The following is a 24,282-nucleotide window of genomic DNA, read 5'->3' as shown; positions in this document are numbered from 1 at the left end:
GCCAGCGAGATGGAACGACAGTCGAAAGCCACACGTCGGACGGTGCTCCGGGGGGTTCTGGTGACGGGCGCCTCGGTGGCGACCGGTGCGGCCGTCGCCGGCTGCGGCTCCGATGGCGGCTCCAGCAGTGGCGACAATGGTGACGGCGGTACGGACTCCCCGGACAGCGGTGTCGCCCTGGGCTCCTCCGAGGAGGTGCCCGAGGGCGGCGCCAAGCTGTACCGGGAACAGAAGGTGGTGGTCTCCCGTGCCGAGGGCGACGAGTTCACCGGGTTCAGCGCGGTGTGCACCCACCGCAAGTGCGTGCTGTCGGAAGTGAAGGAGCAGGAGGGCATCTGTGCCTGCCACGGCAGCCGTTTCGACCTCAGTGACGGATCGGTGCTCAAGGGCCCGGCCACCACTCCCCTGCCCAAGGTCCCGGTACGGGTGGAGGGCGGCCGGCTGGTCACCGGTTCCGGGGAGAGCTGAGCCCCCGCCAGGAGCCGGCACCTGAACAGGCCGGCCACCCTGGGGAGTCGGGGTACCGGGGGCCGCCGTCACCCGAGGGTGGACGTGGCCACCACCGCGAGCTTCTCGCGGTTGCCCCACACGTCCGTGGTGGCTGGCCCGGCGGCAGCTGCCCACACGGCTGACGCCCCATGCGACCGAGCGTCGTCGTGGGTGTCGTCGACGTCGTCGGGAGCCGTGCGCCATCGACACCGCACCGGCATCTGGACGGGCCCACCCACCGAACAGGCCAGCCACCAAGGCGGGTTGAGGTGCGCGGGCCGCCGTCATCCGGGCCGCCGTCACACCCGTCCCAGGCCCCATACGGCGGCCAGTTCGGGCCGCCGCCGTCACCCGGGGTGGACGCGGCCACCACACCGCCCGCGCCGTGGACGGCCCCGAGGCGCCGCCCCGTCCACGCGGTCACGCGCCCCCTCTTGGGGGATGGCCCAGCTCACCCGTGGGTGGCTGAGGCGGCGGGAAAGTCGGGGCCAAGGATGGGCTGACCAAGTGGGCCAGGCACGGAGCCACGTCGGGACATCCCCTCCCCCGACCACGGCGGAGGGCGCGACCCCACGAGAGCCCGCGCCCCCTCAAGGCTCGCCCGCTCTCCGCAACGGTTCAGCCTTCGCCGGGCCACTGCCACTGGATGCCCAGGATGCCGGGCCGCACGTCGTGGCGGGCCAGGTGAACGGAGTGGTCCCGCTCGGTGAGGGCGAGTTGCCGTCGCTCACTGGTGCGGCCGTGGGGCGCGCCCCGGGCGAAGCTGTGGCAGCGCAGGGGCAGGGCGGCCCGGTCGAACCGTACCTGGAGGACGTAGGCCGCACCGGAGTGGTCGAAGCCCCGGGCGTACTCCCGGCGGGGCTCCCCGGTGCCGTCCTCGAAGGAGTAGCCGAACAGGTGGGTGTCGCCGACCCGTAGCCGGGTGTCGAAGAGCAGTTCCGCGGCGACCGGTCCCGAGGGGTGGCGCCGGACCGTGCCCAGCCGGCAGTTGTCCCCGGCCCGCACCCGTACCTGCTCGGGGGCACCGCCCGGTGTGCCGTGGTGGACGGCCACGAAACGGTCGACCTCGTCCCGGTGGGCGCGGACCACCTGTACCGAGGACTGGGAGAGCAGTTCGCCCCGGCCGCCGATCCGTACGTCCTCCATGTGGTGCAGGCAGTGGGTGCCGCCGTCCGGGTCCACGTCCAGTTCGCGCAGCAACTCCCCCACCGCGTCGGCGGGTTGGCCCGACCCACCGTACGGTCGCGGGCTGGGCTCCCGTGCCGGCGCGGGTGCCGTCAGCAGTCTGGTCAGGGACTCCCTCGGCAGTTCCAGCACCTGTTCCAGAGCCCGTACGGCGCGCAGCGACTCCGAACGGGCGGGCCTGCGGATGCCCTGTTGCCAGTAGCTGAGGCTGGTGACGCCCACCCTGATGCCCTGCTGGGCCAGCCGGTGCTGGATGCGGTGCAGGGCCAGGCCCCGGGACTCGATGGCGGTGCGCAACGCCAGGTGGAACGGTCCCGCGCGCAGCAGTCCGTCCAGCTCGGGTGGGGTGTTCATCGGCGCACCTCCTCGGCTCTCGCCGGGCACCGGGCCGACAGCGGTGCGGGGCCGGTGCCCGGCGTTCGGCCACCGGTCCGCTCCACGCCGGGACCCGTCGGTCGTTCCCCGGCATTGAAGCCTGTCGGCCCAGGGGCATCAAGCTTTCCGCTCCCCTGGTCGCCCCTTTCGCGTATCCGCCCCGGTACGGGCGCGCGAGCGTACCGGGTGCGTGCCTGGCATCGACGGTTCCCGGCGCCCTCGCGAAGGATGCCGGACCGTGGGTGTTTTCGACTGTTCGCGGCGAGTTCCCCCGAGAGGCATGGTCTTGACCGCCATCCCTTGGCACTGTGTGACACGGTGCGCACTCCGCGCATCGATGTCTCCGTCGTGGGGGGATGCCTGTGTCCGCCAGATCAGCACACGGTCCACATCACAGATCCCGGGTACGGCCATCGCTATCGGCGGTGGCCGTACTCACGTTGGGCCTGGGACTGCTGCCCCAGTTCCAGGCCCAGGCGGCACCGGCGGAAGCACACCGCCGGCCGTCCGCCGAGGTCACCACCCCGCACGAACCGGGGATGGACCTGACCCGCAGCACCCGGCCGGTCGCCCCGGGCACCACCCTGACCTCCTTCGACCGGCTGGAACCGGACAAGTGGCTGCGGGCGGACGCCCTCAGCGTGGACCTGGACTCCGGCACCCGGGCCGACTACCTGTCCTCCGGCAGGGTCTCGGAACGGAAGACGGTCGGGGAACTGGCCCGGGACCACCGGCCGGGCAAGGGGCGGCGCACCGTCGCCGCGTTCAACGCCGACTTCTTCGACATCGACCAGACGGGCGCCCCGCTGGGCCCCGGCGTACGGAAGGGCAAGCCCACCCACTCCGCGGCGCCGGGCACCACCAACGCGGTGGGCATCGACCCGGGCGGGGCGGGACGCATCCTGGACCTGTACTTCCGGGGCACGGTCCAACTCCCGGGCGGCGCGCACCGGTTGGGCTCCTTCAACGCGGCCGACGTCCCGGTGGACTCCATCGGGGTCTACAACGCCCAGTGGGGGGAGGCCGACCGGGCGCAGACGGTGGACGGCGCGCGGACCACCACCGAGGTGCGGGTACGGAACGGCAAGGTCACCGCGGTGTCCACCAAGCCGGGAGCCGGCCCCCTGCCGAAGGGCACCACCGCGCTGTTGGGCCGGGACCGGGCGGCCGGGGTACTGGCTGACCTGCGGCCCGGCGACCCGGTGTCGGTCAGCTACCGGGTACGCACCCGGAAGGGCCAGGGCGGCATACCGCGTACGGCGGTGGGCGGCCGGGGGCTGCTGGTGGTGGACGGCAAGCCGCAGAACTGGGAGGGCAAGCCCAACAACGAGGCGGCTCCCCGTACGGCGGTCGGCTTCTCCCGCGACGGGAACACCATGCACGTACTGACCGTGGACGGCCGGCAGCCCACCTCCGGCGGGGTGACGTTGACCCAACTCGCCCGCATGATGCGCGAGTTGGGCGCCCACAACGCGCTGAACCTGGACGGTGGCGGCTCCTCCACCCTGCTGGCCCGCCAACCCGGTTCGGACCAGCCCCGGTTGGAGAACTCCCCCTCGGACGGGGAACAGCGGTTGGTGCCCAACGGGTTGGCGCTCACCGCACCGGACGGCAGCGGCCGGCTGCGGGGCTTCCGGGTCGCTCCCCGGGCGGACCGGGAACAGGCTCCCGGGGTGGACGCGGTACCGGGCGGCCACCCCGACCGGGTGTTCCCCGGACTGACCCGCACCCTGCGGGCCGACGGCTACGACGAGACCTACGGACCGGCCGCCGGCCACCCGAGGTGGGCCAGCTCCCGCCGGACGGTGGGAACGGTGGACCGGGCGGGCGTCTTCCACGCCCGGCACACCGGCCACAGCACGGTCAGCGCGCGGCAGGGCGGGGCCGAGGGCTCCACCCGGCTGAGGGTGCTGGGCGAGCTGGACCGGCTGGAGGTGCCCCAGCGCAGGGTGGGGCTGGCCGACCCGTCGGCCACCGGCCGGTTCGGGGTGGTCGGACGGGACGCGCGGGGCAACAGCGCCCCCGTCGAGCCCTCGGACCTGCGGCTGGAGTACGACCGCTCGCTGTTCACCGTCACGCCCGACCCCGGGCGCGGGGGCTTCACCGTGCGCGCCCGTACCTCGAAGGAGTTCGTGTCGGGCCTGGTGAAGGCGAGCGTGGGAGGGCGGAGCACCACGCTGGCGGTCACCGTGGGGCTGCACGACCGCGACACCGCCACCTTCGAGGACGCCGGGGACTGGACGTTCAGCGCGGCCCGCGCGGAGGGCTCGGCCGCGACCGAGCCCAAGGGCCACCAGGGCGGGGGGCTTCGCCTGCGGTACGACTTCAGCCAGTCCACGGCCACCCGGGCCGCCTATGTCACCCCGCCGAAACCGCTCACCGTGGAGGGCCGGCCGAACAGTTTCAGCCTGTGGATCAAGGGCGACGGCAACGGTGCCTGGCCCTCGCTGCAACTGCGGGACGCCCAGGGCACCCAGCAGGTACTGCGCGGTGAGTTGGTGGAGTGGACCGACTGGCAGCAGGTGACCTTCCCCGTACCGGAGGGCCTGGCGGGTCCCCTGACGGTGGAGAGGCTGTACCTGGCCGAGACCCGGGCGGAGGCGCAGTACGAGGGGGAGGTGGTCCTCGACCAGTTGACCGCGCAGACCCCACCCGAGGTGGAGCTGCCCGCCCAGCCGACCGTACGCGACCCCCTGATCGGCTCCGGCCGCGAAGTGGCCGACCGGGACTGGCGGTTCGCGGTGGTCTCCGACGCCCAGTTCGTCGCCCGGGAGCCGGACGGCGAGGCGGTACGCCAGGCCCGGCGGACCCTTCGGGAGGCGCGCGCCCAACGGCCGGACATGATCCTGATCAACGGCGACCTGGTGGACGAGGGCTCTCCCGAGGACCTGGCCTTCGCCCACAAGGTGCTGAAACAGGAGCTGGGAGACGCAGTGCCCTGGCGCTACGTACCGGGCAACCACGAGGTGATGGGCGGGGACATCGACAACTTCGAGAAGGAGTTCGGCCCCGGACACGGCGTCTTCGACCACCGGGGCACCCGGTTCGTCACCCTGGACACCTCCTCGCTGACCATCCGAGGGGGCGGCTACTCCCAGTTCCGTTCGCTGCGCCGCCAGTTGGACCAGGCGGCCCGGGACCCTGGAGTGCGCTCCGTGGTACTGGTGCAGCACGTACCGCCCCGGGACCCGGCACCGACCGGGGCCAGCCAGCTCACCGACCGGGTCGAGGCGGACCTGGTCGAGGACTGGCTCGGCGACTTCGCGCGGCGCAGCGGCAAGGGGGTGGCGTTCGTCGGCGGCCACACCGGCGCCTTCCACGCCTCCCGGGTGGACGGGGTGCCCTACCTGGTCAACGGCAACTCGGGGAAGGCCCCGGCCACCGCCCCCGACGAGGGCGGGTTCACCGGCTGGTCGCTGGTGGGGGTGGACCGTTCGGGACGCGGTGACTGGATCTCGGCCGCCACCCGCCCCCACGTCGACGGGCTGACCCTCTCCGCCCCCGGCTCACTCCGGGTGGGCCAGCACGACCGGGCCTCGGCCACCGTCACCCAGGGGCAGGGCACCACGGCACGGAAGGTACCGGTCAACTGGCCGGTCAGCGCCGACTGGTCAGGCACCCGGGGGCTGTGCGTACGAGGTGAGGGGGCCGCCGCACGGGGAGGCGCAGGCCGCTGTGTGGTCCGCCTCGACCCGGGCACCGGCCGGCTGGACGCGCTCCGGGCGGGCACCGTGACCCTGCGGGTGACGGTGGCCGGCGAGCGGGCCCAACACCGCCTGCGGGTACGGCGTTAGGGCGGTTCCCCGGAGCCCTGGCTGGACGGGAGCGGGGTTCGGCCGCGGACCTCGGGGCCGAACCGGGTGTCGGCAACCGCTCCCGGGGCGCCGACTCCGGTGAGCGGTGTCCGGGGCTGGCCGTTCCCCCGCGACGGCCAGCCCCTCCCCGTCAGGAGGGCCCGGGCCCGGAGGTCGTCGACTTCTCGTCGGCCTCCTCGGCCGCCTGCCGTCGCGAGGCCACCAGGCTGGTGACGGTGGTGACCGCCAGCACCGCGCAGATCACCCCGAGGGAGAACGGGATGCCGATCTCCGGCACGTGCACACCGGACTCGTGCAGGGCGTGCAGCACCAGCTTGACCCCGATGAACCCGAGGATGACCGACAGCCCGTAGCTGAGGTGCACCAGCTTCTTCAGCAGTCCGCCGATGAGGAAGTACAGCTGACGCAGCCCCATCAGGGCGAAGGCGTTGGCGGTGAAGACGATGTACGGGTCCTTGGTCAGGCCGAAGATCGCCGGGATGGAGTCCAGCGCGAACAGCACGTCGGTGGTGCCGATCGCCAGCATCACGATCAGCATCGGCGTCATCAGCCGACGGCCGTTCTCCCGGATGAACAGCTTGGTGCCGTGGTACACGTCGGTGGACGGCACCTTGCGCTCCACCAGCTTCAGCAGCCGGTTCTCCTCGTAGGCCTCCTCCTCGTGCTCCGCCCGGGCGTCCTGGACCAGCTTCCAGGCGGTCCAGATCAGGAAGCCGCCGAAGATGAAGAAGATCCAGGAGAACGCGGAGATCATCGCCGCGCCGGCCGCGATGAACACCGCCCGCAGGACCAGGGCGATCAACACCCCGACCATCAGGACCCGTTGCTGGTAGATCGAGGGCACGGAGAACTTCGCCATGATCAGCACGAAGACGAAGAGGTTGTCCACGCTCAGGGACTTCTCGGTGATGAAGCCGGCGTAGAACTCGCCGGCGCTCTGCGCTCCGCCGAGCCACCACACCCCCATGCCGAACAGTGCGGCGAGGGCGATCCAGACCGCCGACCAGGTGCCGGCTTCCTTGAGCGAGACCTCGTGGGGTTTACGGCCACCGATGAGGAAGTCCACCGCGATCAGGGCACACAGCCCCACCACGGTCAGCGTCCAGGCGGTCAGGGTCACATCCATGGAACTCATCCTCCGGTACGGGAACCGAACCGAAGGTCTCTTCCACCCGGCGAGGCCTGACCTACACGCGAGCCGACGTTCCGGGGCCGAATGGTCGACCCGTACTGACGAAACGCCGCGATAGTGGGAGTACTCCCCTTCGTTCAATGGATCGTAAAGCAGAACCAAGAAATGGCAAAGCGCAGGAGGTCACGCCCAGTGGCCGACCTCCGGGGAGCACTACGGACGGGAGCCTTGAGGGTCCCCGGCAGGGCGCGCACGGGCACTCGCGGTACGCCATCGTGGCCGAGGGCTGGCGCCTTGTGAGCCGTGGGGGCGGGCCCCGGAGCCGGCCCCCTCCAGATCGCAGCGGGCGCAGGCAGGGGGCGGCGGGCCCGTGCCCGACGGCAACCGGGAACGCTCCCTCACGACCGGGGCGGACGTCGGGAGTCCGGTACGACACCGGCCGTAGCGGGACACCAGGGCACCCACCGAAGGGGCGCGGCCCCCGGAGCCACCACCCCCTGGACCAGCCTCCGGCGCCGCTCAGCCGGGGCGTTCCCGGACGACGGTCCCGCCCTCGCGAAGCCCCGCGCGGGGGACCTCGGACCCGGGGCTCGGCCTTGACCGAACGGTGCCATTCGGAGGTCTTTGTGGGCGGCCCCGTACGTGCGGGGTACCGGTCCGGCCGCACCCAGGACGCGGGCTCCCGCCAAGAGGTCGCGGGCCGTGGCGCGCCCCTCCGGGGTGAGCGGCCGTGAGGGCGGGGCCCCTCGTCGGCCCACCGAGGAGCTACGGCGGGCATCCACCGATCGGACGGCACCCATGAGGCACCGAGGCCGGTTCCCCGTAGGAGGCACCGGCCGTGGGCCGCCGCTCAGGGCACCGGAAGGAAGCCGGCACCGTCGGCCGACGCTCACGGCACCGGCTTACGACAGCGACCGCAGCCGTGACCGCGAGAGCGTCAACGAGGAGACCAGCCGCGAACGGGCGGCCGGCGCTACAGCCTCGGACCGTAGCTTCTGCGGGCGGACGCCACCTGCGCCAGCACCTGTTGCAGCACCTGGCTGCCCGAGGGAACCACCGCCGGCTCGTAGGTCCAGGCGTGCCCCACCCAGGGATCGGCCAAGTGGTCGTCGGGGACCGGGGTGACGCGCAACAGGCTCCGCCACAGCGGGTCCAGCAGCGGTCCGAAGCCGCTGGCGTCCTCACGGTTGGCGACCATCATCAGGTTGACCCCCACCGAGGGGCCCTCGTCGGCGAGGTACCGCAGCTGGGTCACCGCGCGGTCGTCGAAACCGTGCGGGAAGTCGTGGACGATCAGCAACTGCTCGGCCGGGTCCACGTCGGGAGGCAGTGCCTCGGTGGCCCGGGACCGCACCGCCATCTGCACCAGGTCCACCCGACGGGTCAGCCGCTCCAGCACCTCCGAGACCCCCGCAGGCCCGGAGGCGGGCGGGTGCGCCAGGGCACCGTTGTCCACCAGGGGGGCCAGGGCGGCGGAGGCGGAACCGGCGGCGTCGATGACGTGGAGGCTGACGTCGCCCACCGGGTAGACCGCCACCAGCCGGGCCGCCAGCGCGGTGGCCGTGTGGGCGGCGAGCCGTCGCAGCTCGTCTGAGTCGACCAACGCGGCCTCCACCGAACCGCCGCTGGGGCCACTGTCGACCCACAGTCCCCGGGACAACGGCAGCCGCACCAGCATGGGTATCCGCAGTCCGGCCTTCTCCGGGAGGCTGAGGTCACCCAGGCGCAGGGCCATCGGGGTCTCCATCGGCACCTGGTAGGCGTGCCAGCAGGGGTTGTCCCAGCGGGCGAAGGCGGGCGGGAGGGCGGGCTCCACCACCTCGGACTCGGCGACCAGTTGGGCCAGGTCGCGGTCGAAGGCGGCCCGCGCCTGGTCGACCAGCTGCCCGTGCCGTGCCCGGGCCTGCTCCCGAGCGGCGTCGGCGGCCGGCCCGACCCGGGTGCTGGGGTCGGACAGCACCCGGTCGATCTCCTGCTCCTGGCGGGAGTCGGCGAAGTCCACCGCGCTGCGGAAGGCGGCTGCCGAGCGGGCGTAGTCCTCGAACATGCCCCACACCTGGTTGTAGAGCCGCTCGTTCATCGACCAGCCGCTGGCGTCGCCGGCCACCGGGGTGGGCTGCTGGCCGGGCTGGGAGGGGGGAACGGTCGGTGGCGGGGTGGGCGGGGCGGTCGTCTGGCGCCTGGGGTGCTGGTAGTTGATGCCCCCACCGGCGGTGGCGCCCGAGGTCGGGGCGGGCTCGGGAGTGGGGGTGGAGTCCCCGGCGGACGGCGAGGGCGCGGTACGGGGCGGGGGCGGAGTCGCCACGGAACGCGCCACCCCCTGGGCCACCGCGTCGTTGATCTCGGTCGCCAACTCCCCCGCGCCGGGCAGGCCCTGGTCCCGCAGCATGGCCTCCAGGCCACCCTGGTACCCCTGCCCGACGGCACGCACCTTCCAGGCGCCCTGCCTGCGGTACAGCTCGATGGCGACCACGGCCGACTCACTGCTCAGGTCGGTGATGGTGTAGCTGACGTGGGGCGTGCCGTCCAGCCCGGTCACCGCGACGAAGGGGGCGGCCACCACGCCGAAGCGGGTGGGGCCACCGACTCCAGTGGGCAGGGCGAGGAGGACGTTGACCCGGTGCACCACGTCCGGCAGCGCGTCCAGGTCCACGGCGAGCCGGTGCTGGGCGGCGGCCTGCTTGGAGACCTCCAGTCCGGGCAGGGTCGGCGAGGCGGGGTGGGCGATCCAGCCGGCCTCCCGCAGCCGTCCCTGTTCGTCGTTGAGTGTGGCTCCGGCGAGGATCGGCTGATTGACCGTCACCCGGATCTCCAAACGGGTCTCGGGCAGTGGGTGGTTCTGCCCACGGACCAGCTCGGCGGTCATCTGTTCGTCGTTCCCCTCGTCCCGGAAAGCACTCTGCGCACCGTCACGGTGCGGTGGCGCGCCCTGCCCGACAGGGCCGGCGCACCGGCTGGCAGTGGGGTCCGACGCTCACACGTCGGACCCCACCTGTCGTCCCCGGCCGCCTCACAGGTGCGGCAGCACCGAGGGCAGCAGGTCCTGGAAGGTACGGCCGTTGGAGGGCGTACCGATGGCGGTCATCGACCAGCCGTTGCCGGCACGGCTGACCTTGGCCATGATCTGCGCGGTGTACTGGCCACCACCGGTGAGGGTGTAACGGGCCAGCTCCTGGTTGTTGGTCTCGTCGACCAGCCGGCAGAACGCGTTCTCCACCTCGGCGAAGGTCTGGCCGGTGAAGGAGTTCACCGTGAAGACGATCTGGTCGATGTGGACGGGGACGCGCTGGAGGTCGACCAGGATGGACTCGTCGTCCCCGCCCTGGCCGGCACCGCCGACGAGGTTGTCACCGGTGTGACGGACCGAGCCGTCGTCGCTCACCAGGTGCTGGAAGAAGACCACGTCCACCGGCTGCTTGTCGGCGAACAGCACCGCCGAGGCGTCGAGGTCGATCTCCTTGCTGCGCCGGCCGAAGAGGCCACGGCGGGCGGCGGCCTGCCACCCGAGTCCCATGCGCACCGCGGTCAGGGTGCCCCCGTCAGACTTCTGCAGGCTGACCGCCTGCCCCTTGGTCATGTTGACCGTCACGTGCGAATCCCCTCTCGACTTTGCTCTGCCGTTCTCCCAACGGCTGCTGTGAACCCTACGCAGTCCCCGATGGGAGGGGTGTCCCGTGCCCCCGCTTTGTGTCGTTCTTGCAACACTCACCAGGGCAACCGAAACCCGTCTACGCCAGTCCGGCCTCGCGCATCTGACGCAGTTCCTTCTTCATCTCCTGGACCTCGTCCCGGAGCCGGGCCGCGATCTCGAACTGCAACTCGGCCGCCGCGGCACGCATCTGTTCCGTCAACTGCTCGACCTGCTCCGCCAGTTCGGCCGCCGGCCGGTCGGTGGCCTCCACCGGTCCGCGCTTCTTGACCGGGGTGGGCGCCTTGGGCCGCTTCTCCTCGGCCACGCGGTATCCGGTGCCCAGCAGTTCCTCGGTGTCCACCTCCTCGCGGGCGAGGCTGGCCACGATGTCGCCGATCTTCTTCCGCAGCGGCTGGGGGTCGATGCCGTGGGCCTCGTTGTACTCGATCTGCTTGGCCCGGCGGCGGTTGGTCTCCTCGATGGCCTTCTCCATCGCGGGCGTGGTCTTGTCCGCGTACATGTGGACCTGGCCCGAGACGTTGCGCGCGGCCCGCCCGATGGTCTGGATCAGGGAGGTGCCCGAGCGCAGGAAGCCCTCCTTGTCGGCGTCCAGGATCGCCACCAGGGAGACCTCCGGCAGGTCCAGGCCCTCCCGCAGCAGGTTGATCCCGACCAGTACGTCGTACTCCCCGACCCTCAGCTCCCTCAGCAGCTCGACCCGGCGGAGGGTGTCCACGTCGCTGTGGAGGTACCGGACCTGGATGCCCAACTCGGTGAAGTAGTCCGTGAGGTCCTCGGCCATCTTCTTGGTGAGGGTGGTGACCAGCACCCTCTCGTCCCGTTCGGCACGGGAGCGGATCTCGTGCACCAGGTCGTCGATCTGCCCCTCGGTGGACTTCACCACCACCTCCGGGTCGACCAGCCCGGTGGGACGGATGACCTGCTCCACCACCCCGTCGCCGCGCGAGAGTTCGTAGGCCCCGGGGGTGGCCGACAGATACACGGTCTGCTCGATGCGCTCCAGGAACTCCTCCCACTTCAGCGGCCGGTTGTCGATGGCCGAGGGGAGACGGAAGCCGTGGTCCACCAGGGTGCGCTTGCGGGCCAGGTCCCCCTCGTGCATGGCGCCGATCTGGGGGACGGTCTGGTGCGACTCGTCGATCACCAGCAGGAAGTCGTCGGGGAAGAAGTCCAGCAGGGTGTGCGGGGCGGTGCCCGGTTCGCGCCCGTCGATGTGCCGGGAGTAGTTCTCGATGCCGGAGCAGGTGCCGATCTGCCGCATCATCTCGATGTCGTAGGTGGTGCGCATCCGCAGCCGCTGGGCCTCCAGCAGCTTGCCCTGCTTCTCCAGGGTGGCCAGCCGCTCCTCCAGCTCCCGCTCGATCCCGACGATGGCCTGCTCCATGCGCTCCGGGCCGGCGACGTAGTGCGAGGCGGGGAAGACGAACAGGGCCCGCTCCTCCGCGATCACCTCCCCGGTGACCGGGTGGAGGGTGGAGAGCGCCTCGATCTCGTCGCCGAACATCTCGATGCGGACGGCGAGTTCCTCGTAGACCGGGAAGATCTCGATGGTGTCCCCCCGCACCCGGAAGGTGCCCCGGGTGAAGGACAGGTCGTTGCGGCTGTACTGCACGTCGACGAACAGCCGCAGCAGGGCGTCCCGGTCGATCTCCTGGCCGACCTGGAGCGGAATCATGCGGTCGACGTACTCCTGCGGGGTGCCCAGGCCGTAGATGCAGGAGACGGAGGACACCACGACCACGTCCCTCCGGGTCAGCAGGGAGGTGGTGGCGCTGTGGCGCAGCCGCTCCACCTCCTCGTTGATGGAGGAGTCCTTCTCGATGTACGTATCCGTCTGTGGGACGTACGCCTCAGGCTGGTAGTAGTCGTAGTAGGAGACGAAATACTCCACGGCGTTGTTCGGCAGCAGTTCGCGGAACTCGTTGGCCAGCTGCGCGGCCAGCGTCTTGTTGGGCGCCATCACCAGGGTCGGGCGCTGTAGTCGCTCGACCATCCAGGCCGTGGTGGCGGACTTGCCGGTGCCCGTCGCCCCGAGCAGCACCACGTCCTTCTCGCCCCCCTTGACCCGTCGCTCCAGGTCGGCGATGGCCGTGGGCTGGTCGCCACTGGGCTGGTAGGGGCTGACGACCTCGAAGGGGGCCGAGGTGCGTTCGATCTTGGTTTCCGGGCGCATGGTGTCCACCGTACGACCGACCGCTGACATCGCTCGTCGGGGCGCCGTAGCCCCCTCCGGGACGCGGTCCGGCGCGTGACGCCGGAGACGCGGGAGACTCCTGGGGCGCGGCCTTCCGATGTCCCCTGTCGAGTGAGTTCACAGCCATGCGGACCCACACTTTCGAGTGGTTCGTAGCGGGGGCTTTAAGCGCCTAAAGTCCCTGGACAGCGGGGATTCCACGTGTTCAACTCCGCGCCATGTCATGACCGCTTCGTTGTATGGCACATCGGGCAATGTCATCGCGTCCGTGCTCAACGACGCGAGGAGCCCCGGTGTCCATTCGCCCTGCCGCGACAACCGCAGTCGCGATCCTGGGAATGACCACTCTCTTCATCTCGGCCTCTCCCGCCCAGGCGAAGCCGGCCGACAGCCCCCTCAACGAGGGGCGACCGACCAGCACCCACACCAGCAAGGCCCCCACGGTCGTCGCCCACCGCGGCGCGTCCGGCTACGCCCCGGAGAACACCCTGGCAGCAGTGGACCGCGCGGCTGCCCTCGGCATCGACTGGGTGGAGAACGACGTACAGCGCACCAAGGACGGCGAACTCGTCGTCATGCACGACACCACCTTGGAACGGACCACCGACGTGGAGGAGGTCTTCCCCAAGCGAGCACCGTGGAACGTCAGCGACTTCACCGCCAAGGAGATCGCCAGGCTGGACGCGGGGAGCTGGTTCGGCCCCGAGTTCCGTGGCGAGCGGGTGCCGACGCTGGCCCAGTACCTGGACCGGATCAACCGTCACCACCAGAAGCTGCTGCTGGAGTTGAAGTCCCCGGAGCTGTACCCGGGGATCGAGAAGGAGACGCTGACCGCGCTCCGCAGGGGCGGCTACCTGGACGAGGCCCACCGGCGCGACTCCCTGGTGGTGCAGAGCTTCAACGGCGACTCGGTGAAGCGGGTGCACGGGCTCAGGCCCCGGGTGAAGACCGGCTTCCTGGGAACCCCGCCGGTCAAGGAACTGCCCGACTACGCCAAGTTCAGCGACCAGATCAACCCCAAGTACACGACCGCGACCAAGGACTACGTGAACGCCGTGCACAAGCTCAAGGGGCCGCGCGGCCAGAGACTGGAGGTGATGACCTGGACCGTCAACGACGTGGCCACGGCCCAGCAGGTCGCCGGGGACGGCGTTGACGGGATCATCTCCAACAACCCCGACATCATCCAGAACGCGGTCGGCTGAGGCCCCGGGTTCCCGTCGAGGTTCCCCGTGCGGGTGGGGCCGCCCAGGTCCCACCCCCACGCTTCACTCCTTGGGTTCGCCCCTCGGAGTTCGCCCCTCGGAGTTCGCCCCGCGCCCGCCTCCGCGCCGTGAGGGGGCGGGACGAGGCGACGCCCCCGCCCGGGCCCGGTTGTCAGAGGCGGGGGTTACTGTCGCCCCCATGACGAGCGACCTGGCGTGGACGGTATGGCCCAGCCCGATCGGCCCGCTGCTGTTGGCCGGTACGGAACGGGGGCTGGTGTCCGTCGGCTTCCACGCCCACCCCGACCGTGCCGCGCGGCGGGTCGAGGAGCTGGCCGGCCGGCTGGACGCCGAGCCGCTCGCGCGGGAGGCCCACTCCCCCGGCCATCCCGCGCTGGCCGCCGCCACGGCGCAGCTGTCCGCGTACTTCGACCGCCAGCTGCGGGTCTTCGACCTGGAGCTGGACTGGTCGCTGTGCTCCCCGTTCCACGCCCGGGTGCTGCGCGAGCTGTACGACTCGGTGCCGTTCGGCCACACCACCGGTTACCAGGACCTGGCGACCCGTGTGGGCGAGCCCGGCGCGGCCCGGGCGGTGGGCGTCGCCATGGGGGCCAACCCCCTGCCGGTGGTGGTGCCCTGCCACCGGGTGGTGGAGAGCGGGGGCGGACTCGGGGGGTTCGGCGGTGGCCGGGACACCAAGCGGGAGTTGCTGGCCCTGGAGGGGCTCCTGCCGGAGCCGTTGTTCTGAGCGCGGGCCCCTGGATGCCTGGCCGGCGCCTCCTGGCTGAGGCCGCCCCCTTGCCCCTGTCGGTGGGCGCTGGCGCCCTGCCCGGGTAGCCGACATCGACGAGAGGGCCCGACGCCCCTGACCGCTGTCCGGGGCGGACCCGGCACCGGGTGGGCACCCTCCCGAAGGCCGACGGCTCCGGGCCGGCCACGGTAGCCACGGGCATGGGTCTCCCCGGAGTCCGTGACCAGGTGCGGGACGGTTCCCTGGAGTACCTCGCCGGCGCACCCGGACGGTGCCGAGCGTCAGCCGGCGCTGGGGCTGGGGCTGGGTCCGGGGTTGGGGCGATGCCCTGACCCCGCACCGGCCTGCGGGGCCGGTACGTGCCAGGCGCCGCAGACCACGGCCATCCGCCCGAACTCCCGGACCGCCCCCGGCAGTCGCGGCCACATGTGCCTCGCGGCGGCGTCGGGGTGGTTCCGGGGGGCAGCGTCAGCGGGTCCGCCGGCGCCTTCGGCGGGCCGCTCCCGCACTGTTCCATCGGGTCGGCAGGCGCCCTCGACGTCGCGCGCTGGGGCCACGGGCGCGGGTCGCGGTCGACGAGGTCACGGGCCCGCCGTGAACGCGATGGCGTGGTCAACGGCCCACTCGCGGAACGTTCGCGGCGCCGTCCCGAGGATGTCGGCCACCGTGGTGGTGACGTACGCGGGCTGTCCGACCGCCGCGCTCCACGCGGCGAGCAGCATGTCGACGGCCGAGCCGGGCACCGTACCCTCCCACTGCCTTCGGAACTCGTCCGGCGTCACCTCCTCGAAGGCGATCCGGCGCCCCAGGGCGTCAGCGATGGCGTCCACCTGGGCGGCTTGGGTCAGTGACTCGGGGCCCGTGAGGACGTGGTCGCCTCCGACGTGTCCGCCCTGACTGAGCGTCCGCGCCGCGACGGCCGCGATGTCGCGATCGTCGACCGGTGCCGACTCGGCAGCGCCGTAGGGCCACCGGACGGCTTCACCGGCCCGGATCGCGGGCGCCCACCAGGCCAGCGAGTTCGACGCGAACATCCCCGGCCGGATGATCGTCGAGTCGAGTCCGGTGGCCGCGATGAGCCGCTCGATGTCGGCGTGCAGCACCGCCATGGGATTGGGCTGCTGGAAGAAGGGGTGCGGCGTCTGGTGTGGAGAGGAGAGGAAGACGACCCGCCGCACGTGGGCCGCCAGCCGTTCGATGGTCGCCTCCGCGGCCTGGCGTGGGGCGGTCCAGACGAGGAAGACCGCACCGGCGCCACTCAGCGCCGGGTCGAGCGACTCGGGCGCGGTGAGGTCGCCGACGAAGACCTCGACCCGCGCCGGCAGCGTCGCCGCCGCCTCCGGCCGACGGGTGAGGGCACGGACCGGCACGCCCGCGTCGAGGAGTTGGTCGATGACGACGCGGCCGATCCGGCCCGTCGCCCCGGTGACGAGCACGGGAGGAGTGTCGAGCTGATGCATGTCGCCCATAAAAACGTTACCCGGTTAAAAAAGCAACTCGGTTACGAACGTTAGAGTGGTCGCATGAGCGAGTCGACGGGACTGCGGGCCCGCAAGAAGGAGCGGACGCGCGACGCCATCGGAGACGCCGCCGTCTCGCTGTTCCTGGAGCGCGGCTTCGACCGCGTCTCGGTCAACGACGTCGCCGCGGCGGCGGAAGTCTCCAAGCCGACGCTCTTCCGGTACTTCCCCACCAAGGAAGACCTCGTGCTGTACCGGTTCGCGGACCATCAGGGCGAGTCCGCACGCGTCGTACGTGACCGGGTGTCCGGCATCGAGCCGGTGGCGGCGCTGCACCGGCACTTCCGGGCCGGCCTTGATCGGTACGACCCCGTCACGGGTCTCAGCGATCATCCCGAGGTGGTGGCCTTCCATCGGCTGGTGTTCACCACCCCGAGCCTGGCTGGACGGCTCACGCGGTACCAGGCCGAGGACGAGGAGGCGCTGGCGGACGCCCTCGGCGAAGGCATCCAGGCCCGTCTGCTGGCCGCCCAGGTACTCGCGGTCCAACGGGTGCTCGCCCGGACCAACTGGCAGAAGATCGCCGACGGCCGCACCGCTCGCGACGTCCGTCCCGAAGCCGTAGCCGACGCCGACCAGGCATTCGACCAGCTGCCATGACAGGTGGCGCTCCCGGTCACCGGGGACTCCGTATCCCGGAGGGGCGACGTTCCGGCCCCACGGTTCGGCGGCCTTCCGGGCCGCCAGCCAGTCCCCGCGCTGTCACGAATTACTCGACAGGGGTGTTGACGGCGACACTGACGGCGATGCCGAACAGGTCGCTGAGGACGATCGGCGGGAAACCAGCGGCAACGGCGCCCCTCGCCGCGTGGTGGCCCGCGAAGGGCGGCGGCCCGGTGTCGAGGAGTCGGGGCGTCGGACCGTGTGAGCGCCGGGGCAGACGGGTCACGACCCGAGGAAGAGGACGCGGGTCCGCTGCCGGGGGGCTGGTTCCCTCAGCGATCAAGTCACAGGATGGGCGACCCTCCGTCCGAGGTCGAGCGTGAGGCGGGCGCCTACGACCGGCCCGGGCGGGGCCCCTCCCGGCGGCCAGCGCGGGGAAGGGTTCGGCGCCCCGGTACGCGGCGGATCGCGGCTGGCCTCGTACGCGCTTCGGTCGCCGGCCACCACCGTGTTCCGCCCCCCAGGTGACGGCTGCCCGCCCACCGGTCTGACGGCCCCACGGGGAGAGGGGAACCGCGAACTGACAGGCGGAGCCCGCCCGTTGGCGTACGGGCGGGGCACCCCCACCGCGAGGCGTCGGGCTCGGAGGCTCCGGGCCTGAGGCGGCGACAGGGGCCGAAGGGCCGCTAGCGGGGGAACAGTTCGAAGCTGACGGCCCATCGGCCGCCGTCCTCCGCCGAGGTCTGCCGCATCGTCATGGCCAGGAAGTCCCGGGCGTAACCGACCGGGTCCCCCTCCCCCAGCCCCCTGATGTAGGCGTCGTGCGCGCACAGGGAGCTGACCGCCGCCTCGAAGGAGGTTTCGGACACCTCGACCTGGTGGTCGGCGTGGGGTGATCCGGCCACCGCGACCCACCGCACCCCGCCCCAGGGGGTCAGTGCCTCCCGCTGGCCGGAGGCGCGGAGCTGCTCGGGGAAGATCCAGCGGTTGCCGGCGTCCCCCACCGCGTCCAGTACCGAACGCCCCACCGCCCGGTGGTCGGGGGTGTTCCAGGCGCCGTGTCCCCACTGGTCGTGGTGGTTGAGGGTGATCACCAGCTCGGGCTGGTGGCGGCGTACCGCCTCGGCGATGTCGGCCCTCAGCCGGGGCCCCTCCTCGATGATCCCGTCCCGGTGGTCGAGGAACTCCACCTCCCGTACCCCCACGGCGGCGGCGCTGGCCCGTTGTTCGGCCTCCCGCACCCGCGCGCACCGACCCGGTTCCAGGCCGTCGATGCCCGCCTCGCCATGGGTCACCAGCAGGTAGCGGATCTCCCGGCCCTGGGCGACCCACTCCGCGACGGCGGCGGCGCCCCCGTACTCCAGGTCGTCGGGGTGGGCCACCACCGCGAGGGCGCGGCGCCAGTCCTCGGGCATCCGTGCCAGGTCCTCGTCCATCGGCTCGCCCTCCCTGCCCGGAGCGGTGGTGACCGGCCGGCCACACCTGCCTTCGAGGCTACGACGGCTGGGGCACGGCGGCCCGGCGGACGGTTCCCCCGGACGACCACCGCGTGCCGTGGCCGCTCAGCCGGTGGAGGTCGCCTGGTGGGTGGCCGTTCGGGAGGAGGTCCCCGCCGTGGCGTACCGACGCGCACCGGCCCGCTCCGGCGCCGGCCCCCGGGTGGTGGCGGGGAAGTCCTCGTACCCGGAGCCCAGCGCGGGTGAGGTGGCCGTGGTGGGTACCGCCTCCGCCCCGTCGCCGGCGCCCTCCCAGGGGTGCTCCTCGGGCAGCCCCGCCCGTCGGGGGTCGAGGAAGACCGACAGCCCCACGAACAGCAGCACCAGTACCGGTCCACCCAGGACCGGAGCCAGCGACTCGACCGGGGAGGTGCCCACCCTCAGGGACGGCTCCTCCGTCATCCGCAGGGTGGCGGCACCGAGCAGGCAGTGGTGTACGGCCAGCGCCAAGACCCCGACCAGCAGGCTGACCGTGACCGAGCCCCGCACCCCGCGCCCCCTGCGGGCGGCCCACACCAGCAGGCAGCCGGCGACCGGGGCGAGGGCGGCGGCTGCCGCGAGCGGGGGCCACTGGTAGCGGAACTCGCCGGGCACCCGTAGCGCGGTCAGCCCGAGCAGCGGCACCGCCAGCAGGGGCATGGCGAGGCAGAGGCCGCCGGCCAGCAGCCGGAGCCGGGACCGTGCCGAGCGGACCGCGAGGAACAGGGCGAGCAGGGTGGCCCCCACGTCGAGCGCCCAGCAGCCGAAGGCGGCCAGCAGGGGGTAGGAGAGTTCCACCCCTCGTACGGTGAAGCCCATCAGGGCCAGGAACTGCAGGCCGAACAGGCCGGTGCCGACAGCCGCGCCGCCGAGGGTCAGCCAGGTGGCCCGCTCGGCGGAGGGGGTGGTGTCCACCCGCGCCGTACAGCGCAGGCCCAGTCCACAGCCCAGGACCGCCACCGCCAGCGCGGCGACCGGGATGACCGCCCCATAGGTCCAGGTGTGCGTCGGCACCGTCACCGCGATGCTTGTCATGCTTCCCCACTCGGCCGCCGTACTCGGTCCTCACACCCGCTCCTGCCCCGCCCGTGACGCTTCGGGTGGGCGTCACGGACCACGGCGTGTGGTGCCGGCCATGCTAGGGACCGAACCGCCGAACCAGGAGGCCTTACGGAATTCCTGAACGGCCTCCTGAGCGGCCAGAACCGTCCGAAGTGAGAGAAGCCCCCGGTACGCCGCCCCAACTCCCGAGCCAGGCCGGGGAGTTGGGGCCCCACGCCTCAGCGGCCCCGGGCGTCCCAGCCGTACCGCAGCCGCAGCCGGTGCACCACCGCGTCGAACCGGGCCCGGTCCAGGGCGCACGCCTCCCGCCGCATCCCGCCGGGGTGGATGCGCAGCACCCGTTCCAGGTCGACCCAGGACTCCCGGCCGGACCGGTCCCAGGGGCCGGTGCCCAGGGGAACCCACTCGTGGTCGTCGTCACGGCGCCGGCTGGACAGCTGGACCGCCAGCAGGGTGCCGGCCGCCTCCCGGGCGACGACCAGCACCGGGCGGTCCTTGCCCCGGCCGTCCCCCTCCTCGTAGGGGACCCAGGTCCACACGATCTCGCCCGGGTCCGGGTCGCCGTCGGGGTCGGGGGCGTAGCTGGTGCGCACCGGGGGCACCCGTCCGGGGTCGACCTCGACGGTGGCGCCCGGACCGCGCTGGCCCGGGGTGGCGGAGGGGGTGATGTCCATCCGCGCAGCCTAGGGCGTCGCCGATGCCCCGTACCTCCCGGGTGGGCGCCACCGCCGCGACCGTTCCCGGCGGTGCTCACGACCACGGAACGTACGGGGCTCCCCGGTTCAGTCGTCCTCGGTGTCGAAACCGGCCGCCCGACGGAACTCCGGCTGGGGGTCCAGGGCCGCCGCCAACCGGAGGTGACGGCGCGCCTCGGTGGCCCGGCCGGCCCGTTGCAGAGTGCGGCCGAGGGCGTGGTGGGCGTAGGCGTTGTCCGGTTCGCGCTCCACCACCACCCGGAACTCCAGCTCCGCCGGGCGCAGTTGGGCGGCGAGGAAGAAGGCGCGGGCCCGCAGCAGCCGGGCGGCGGTGTGCTCGGGGTGTTCGGCGATCAGCGGGTCCAACAGCTTGACCGCGCCCCGGGGGTCGCGGGCCTGGAGGAGTCGTTCGGCTGCGCGGTACTGCACCAGCCTGGTCTCGGGCGAAGCCATGGTCACGGTCGGCGCCTCCCTCATGGTCATGTCACCGACACGGCCGATACCGGCCGCCTCACGTCGGATCCCAACCACCTACCGCCCCGGGCTATTCCCCCTCGCCGGCGGCGAGGGACCGCAGCCGCTCCCACAGTCGCCCGACCTGGTCCGCCAGCTCCTCGCGGGTGCCGTCGTTGTCGATCACCACGTCGGCGATGGCCAGCCGTTCGGCACGGTCGGCCTGGGCCGCCATCCGGGCCCGGGCCTCGCCCGGTTCCATCCCCCGGACCTCGACCAGTCGCCGCAGCCGGGTCTCCTCCGAGGCGTCCACCACCACGACCCGGTCGTACAGCGGGGCCAGTCCGTTCTCGGTCAGCAGGGGTACGTCGTGCACCACCACCGCCTCCGCCTCCGCCCCGTCCTGGAGCCGCTGGGACCGTTCCCGGACCAGGGGGTGCACGATCGCGTTGAGGGCGGCCAGCCGCTCGGAGTCGCCGAACACCAGCGCGCCCAGCCGGGGCCGGTCCAGCCGCCCCTCCTCGGTGAGTACCTCCGGCCCGAACTCGGCCACCACCGCGGCCAGTCCCTCGGTGCCGGGCTCCACCACCTCACGGGCGATGCGGTCGGAGTCGACGATCACCGCGCCCAGCCGGGCGAGCAGTGCCGCCACCTCGCTCTTGCCGGCGCCGATTCCACCGGTGAGCCCCACCGAGAGCATCGCCTCAGCCCCTCCTCGTACGGTTGCCGCCCGGCCGAGGACCGGTCGGGCGGTACCGCACGCTACCGGAGCACCCCGTCCACCGCCCCGCGAGGTGCCAGCTCGGCGACCAGGTCACCGGGGGTCGCCGGGATCAGGCCGCGCCGCTCCGAGGGGCCGGGGAAGAGGCGGTAGCACACGCCCCGCGCGTCCTCGGGAAGCGCCGGCAGGTCGGCGTGCACCAGGGCGGCGAACACCCGCCCGGCCCCGGCCAGTTCGGCGGGCGGTCCGTCCGTGCCCCCGGGGTCGTCCACCACCGGTACCGCCCCGGCGGCGTCCACCCGGCGGGCGAACCGGGCCAGGGACTCGCCCTCCTCCCGTCGGAAGGTCAGCCAGCGTGATCCGGCGCGGACCAGCACCGGGGCACCGGCCTCGGTACGGGCCGCCGCGTGGGCGACGGCCAGGTCCCACAGGGTCGGCCGGCCCCCCTCGGTGAAGGAGGCGAGCAGGTTCCGGCCCAGGTCACCCAGCCTCCGGTGGTAGCGCCACACGTTGTGGCCGGTGCCGTGGCCGGGCAGGGCCACGTCCGTCCAGTGGGCCCGGCCGGTGCCCAGGTCGACCACCATCGGCACGTGGATCTCGGCGTCGCCGTCCAGGTCACAGCGCTGCCGTACCCGCTTCGGGTCGTACTGGGACGGTGGCAGCGCGGGGCGCCGGCGCTTGCGGGTACGGCGCCTGAGGCCGCCCCGCTCCCCGGCGTGCTCCTCCGGCAGGGGCATGAACCCGGTGAAGGCGTCCGGCAGTTCACCGAAGGGCACGTCGTTGTAGGAGAACACCACGGGCACCAGGTGGCGCACGGTGTGGCGCAGCCCGGCCAGGTGCAGGTCGACGTACTCGGTGGCCCCGTGGGGCGCCGGCGCGGAGGTCAGGTCGCCGGAGTGGAGCGCGGCCCCACCGCCGTACTCCAGCCTGGTGTAGTCGCACAGGCCCACAAACCGCCACTCCTCGTCGTAGAGGGCCACCGACAGGTCCAGGTCCACCCGCACCCCGCGCGGTTGGGTCCAGTGCAGGAACAGCCGCAGCCGCTGGCTGCCCGGCAGGGGCAGCACGGTCCCCCGGGGAATCCGCACCAGGGAGGCGGACTCGGTCCGTTCCCCACTCGGCAGCGGCACCTCGGTCAACCCGACGTCCAGTACGGCGAGTTGGTACGGCTCGGCCCCGTCGTGCCGCGACGCCAGCCGGTCCAGCACCTCCGACTCCAGCAGGTACCGCACGTCCCGGGCCACGTCCGGTGCCATCGGCAGCCGCTGGTCGGGCACCGCCACCGGGCGGGCGACCCGGCCCCGGGGCAGGACCACCCGGGAACCGCCGAACGAGGAGGAGCGCTCCCGCCGGCGCAGGGCGCCCAGCGCGGACAGCAGGGGTCCCGGCTCCACCCTGGGCAGGGCCCGGCCCAGGGCATCCAGTACCGGGTCGGGCACCGTGTCCTCCCCGAGGGTGGCCCGCACCAGCAGGGCGTCCAGCCGTCGCAGCAGCTCGCCGGGGCGCCGCCCCAGCAGCCGGGCGGCGGTGTCGGTGTCCAGTGCGGCCAGCGCCTGTTCCACCCGGCCGCCCCAGGTCACCGGGCGGAGCCGGCCCCCGACCAGACGTACCGCGTCGCCCGACTCCTCGGCGTGCCGCAGCAGTTCGCGGCCCAGCCCGGTGTCGGCGCCGGGCGCGGTGCCCCGCAGGGTGGCGAAGGCCAGCGCCAGCCGGGGATGGTCCCGGTACCGCTCGAAGGGGTGCAGGACCTCGCCGACCCGCAGCCACGCCTGACGGTGCCGGAACAGGTCCTCCACCAGGTACGGCAGCGGCAGACCGTCCAGCACCCCGCACAGCACCCGCCGCAGCGGACGGGGTACCGCCACCAACCGAGCCGGCCGCTCCAGCAGGTCCGGCCGGGCCCCGGACCGTACCCACAGCAGGCGCAGCACATCGGTGGCGGTGTCCAGGTGGGTACGCAGCAGCGGGGTCGCTTCCCCCACCGAGGAGCACCGGAGCAGGGCGTCCAGGGCGAGCGCGCGGTTCTCCCGCAGCGGCACCCGCTCCGGCAGCCACGTGGGCGCGCCGGGGTCGGCCCGCCGGGCGAAGTGGTCCAGCAGTACCTGGAGGTCGTCGGCGTCCTCCGGGCTCAGCGGGGTACGGCGGGCCAGCAGGGTCGCCAACTCCCGCGTGCCGTCCCGGTCCGGGGAGTCGGTCAGGTCCAGCACCCGCAGCACCTCCGGCTCCCGGCCGGCCGTGGTCGCGGCGTCGGCCGGTTCGACCGGTTCGGCCGGCCACCAGGGGCTGGTCGGGGCGTCGGTGGTGTGGAGCCACTCGCACAGCGGGCAGCGGTACCACTGGCAGCAGTCGGCGCAGCAGTAGTGCCGGGCGTCGCCCCACCAGCAGTCCGAGCAGAGCAGATGGCCGCAGCCGCGCAGCATCCGCACCTCGGGGCCCGGGTCACCGCAGGCCATGCACGGCTGCTCGGGGCGGGCGGACAGGTGGTGTCGGATCACCCGGGTGTAGAGGCTGTGCGCGGCCCCCACCGGTGTGGAGTCGGGGAAGTCGGCGAACAACGGCTGGTGGGTACGGTCCGCCCCCAGCAGCCCGTCCACCTCGGCCAGCAGCCACCGCCCCCGTACGGCCAGTCCGGCCGGGTCCAGTTCGCCCAGCGCCCGGCGTAGGGGGGCGGCCAACAGGTGGGCGCGCTGGGCGAGTTCGGCCTCCAGCACCCGTAGCCCCTCAGCCGTACGGGGTTCCTGTCGGGACCCTCCGGCCTCCACCCGTACCAGCCGCCGACGTCGCAGCAGCAGTTCGTCCAGCTCCTCGGCGCACACCGACGCCACCCCCCGCTCGCCGGGGCTCAGCCCCGGGGCCGACAACGAAGGGCGGGGGCGGAGAGTGGGTGCCCTGGATTCTTTTCAGAGAAGAAGGGAGAAGGAAGGACACCGCGGAGCCGCCCCCGCGCCTCCCCAT

General features: G+C 72.8%; 18 protein-coding genes. 5 read left to right on the top strand and 13 right to left on the bottom strand.

The window, feature by feature from the left end; translation table 11 throughout:
• Positions 1-9 precede the first annotated feature (9 nt).
• Positions 10-468 (top strand): Rieske (2Fe-2S) protein, encoded by a 459-nt coding sequence (locus ABZT14_RS09815; RefSeq protein ID WP_356299112.1) that lies wholly within the window; start codon positions 10-12, stop codon positions 466-468.
• A 639-nt stretch (positions 469-1,107) separates the two neighbouring features.
• Here ABZT14_RS09815 and ABZT14_RS09810 read toward each other — a convergent pair.
• Positions 1,108-2,028 carry a hypothetical protein gene (locus ABZT14_RS09810; protein ID WP_356299110.1) on the bottom strand — a complete coding sequence of 307 codons (921 nt, stop codon included), beginning with the start codon at positions 2,026-2,028 and terminating at the stop codon, positions 1,108-1,110.
• Positions 2,029-2,588: 560 nt separating this feature from the next.
• Between ABZT14_RS09810 and ABZT14_RS09805 the strand changes: the two genes are divergently transcribed.
• A complete protein-coding gene (locus ABZT14_RS09805) occupies positions 2,589-5,843 on the top strand; it encodes a phosphodiester glycosidase family protein (RefSeq protein ID WP_356299355.1) in 3,255 nt (1,084 codons plus the stop codon).
• A 151-nt stretch (positions 5,844-5,994) separates the two neighbouring features.
• On the opposite strand, the gene ABZT14_RS09800 is transcribed toward ABZT14_RS09805, so the two are convergent.
• The 4 genes from ABZT14_RS09800 to uvrB form a co-directional block, all read right to left on the bottom strand.
• Positions 5,995-6,990, bottom strand: a complete 996-nt coding sequence (locus ABZT14_RS09800; RefSeq protein ID WP_356299108.1) for a TerC family protein — start codon at positions 6,988-6,990, stop codon at positions 5,995-5,997.
• A gap of 979 nt (positions 6,991-7,969) precedes the next feature.
• Entirely contained in the window at positions 7,970-9,862 is a 1,893-nt protein-coding gene (locus ABZT14_RS09795) for a TerD family protein (RefSeq protein WP_356299106.1), read from the bottom strand.
• Between the two features lie 144 nt (positions 9,863-10,006).
• Positions 10,007-10,585 (bottom strand): TerD family protein, encoded by a 579-nt coding sequence (locus ABZT14_RS09790; protein WP_356299105.1) that lies wholly within the window; start codon positions 10,583-10,585, stop codon positions 10,007-10,009.
• A gap of 139 nt (positions 10,586-10,724) precedes the next feature.
• Positions 10,725-12,821, bottom strand: coding sequence for an excinuclease ABC subunit UvrB (uvrB, locus tag ABZT14_RS09785; RefSeq protein WP_356299103.1), 2,097 nt, complete (start codon positions 12,819-12,821; stop codon positions 10,725-10,727).
• A gap of 359 nt (positions 12,822-13,180) precedes the next feature.
• Between uvrB and ABZT14_RS09780 the strand changes: the two genes are divergently transcribed.
• Complete coding sequence (locus ABZT14_RS09780; protein ID WP_356299101.1) at positions 13,181-14,047, top strand: glycerophosphodiester phosphodiesterase family protein; 867 nt, start codon at positions 13,181-13,183, stop codon at positions 14,045-14,047.
• 199 nt (positions 14,048-14,246) lie between these two features.
• Positions 14,247-14,795 carry a methylated-DNA--[protein]-cysteine S-methyltransferase gene (locus tag ABZT14_RS09775; protein ID WP_356299099.1) on the top strand — a complete coding sequence of 183 codons (549 nt, stop codon included), beginning with the start codon at positions 14,247-14,249 and terminating at the stop codon, positions 14,793-14,795.
• Between the two features lie 584 nt (positions 14,796-15,379).
• On the opposite strand, the gene ABZT14_RS09770 is transcribed toward ABZT14_RS09775, so the two are convergent.
• On the bottom strand, positions 15,380-16,258 hold the full coding sequence (locus ABZT14_RS09770; RefSeq protein WP_356299097.1) for an NAD(P)H-binding protein: 879 nt from the start codon (positions 16,256-16,258) through the stop codon (positions 15,380-15,382).
• 63 nt (positions 16,259-16,321) lie between these two features.
• On the opposite strand from ABZT14_RS09770, the gene ABZT14_RS09765 reads away from it, so the two are divergent.
• Entirely contained in the window at positions 16,322-16,918 is a 597-nt protein-coding gene (locus tag ABZT14_RS09765) for a TetR family transcriptional regulator (RefSeq protein ID WP_356299096.1), read from the top strand.
• A 109-nt stretch (positions 16,919-17,027) separates the two neighbouring features.
• On the opposite strand, the gene ABZT14_RS09760 is transcribed toward ABZT14_RS09765, so the two are convergent.
• The 7 genes from ABZT14_RS09760 to ABZT14_RS09730 form a co-directional block, all read right to left on the bottom strand.
• A complete protein-coding gene (locus tag ABZT14_RS09760; RefSeq protein ID WP_356299094.1) occupies positions 17,028-17,207 on the bottom strand; it encodes a hypothetical protein in 180 nt (59 codons plus the stop codon).
• A gap of 400 nt (positions 17,208-17,607) precedes the next feature.
• Positions 17,608-18,357: a PIG-L deacetylase family protein gene (locus ABZT14_RS09755; RefSeq protein ID WP_356299092.1), complete on the bottom strand. Its 750-nt coding sequence runs from the start codon at positions 18,355-18,357 to the stop codon at positions 17,608-17,610.
• Positions 18,358-18,483: 126 nt separating this feature from the next.
• Entirely contained in the window at positions 18,484-19,431 is a 948-nt protein-coding gene (locus ABZT14_RS09750) for a hypothetical protein (RefSeq protein WP_356299091.1), read from the bottom strand.
• 245 nt (positions 19,432-19,676) lie between these two features.
• Positions 19,677-20,132, bottom strand: a complete 456-nt coding sequence (locus tag ABZT14_RS09745; protein WP_356299089.1) for a type II toxin-antitoxin system PemK/MazF family toxin — start codon at positions 20,130-20,132, stop codon at positions 19,677-19,679.
• 108 nt (positions 20,133-20,240) lie between these two features.
• Positions 20,241-20,606 carry a tetratricopeptide repeat protein gene (locus ABZT14_RS09740; RefSeq protein WP_356299354.1) on the bottom strand — a complete coding sequence of 122 codons (366 nt, stop codon included), beginning with the start codon at positions 20,604-20,606 and terminating at the stop codon, positions 20,241-20,243.
• Between the two features lie 91 nt (positions 20,607-20,697).
• Positions 20,698-21,306: a dephospho-CoA kinase gene (gene coaE, locus ABZT14_RS09735; protein WP_356299087.1), complete on the bottom strand. Its 609-nt coding sequence runs from the start codon at positions 21,304-21,306 to the stop codon at positions 20,698-20,700.
• Between the two features lie 62 nt (positions 21,307-21,368).
• A complete protein-coding gene (locus tag ABZT14_RS09730) occupies positions 21,369-24,143 on the bottom strand; it encodes an MXAN_6230/SCO0854 family RING domain-containing protein (protein ID WP_356299085.1) in 2,775 nt (924 codons plus the stop codon).
• Between the last annotated feature and the right edge of the window lie 139 nt (positions 24,144-24,282).

Origin of the sequence: Streptomyces sp. NPDC005438, assembly GCF_040606315.1 — a bacterium.
Lineage (GTDB): Bacteria > Actinomycetota > Actinomycetes > Streptomycetales > Streptomycetaceae > Streptomyces.
This window is presented reverse-complemented; position numbering and strand designations above follow the sequence as displayed.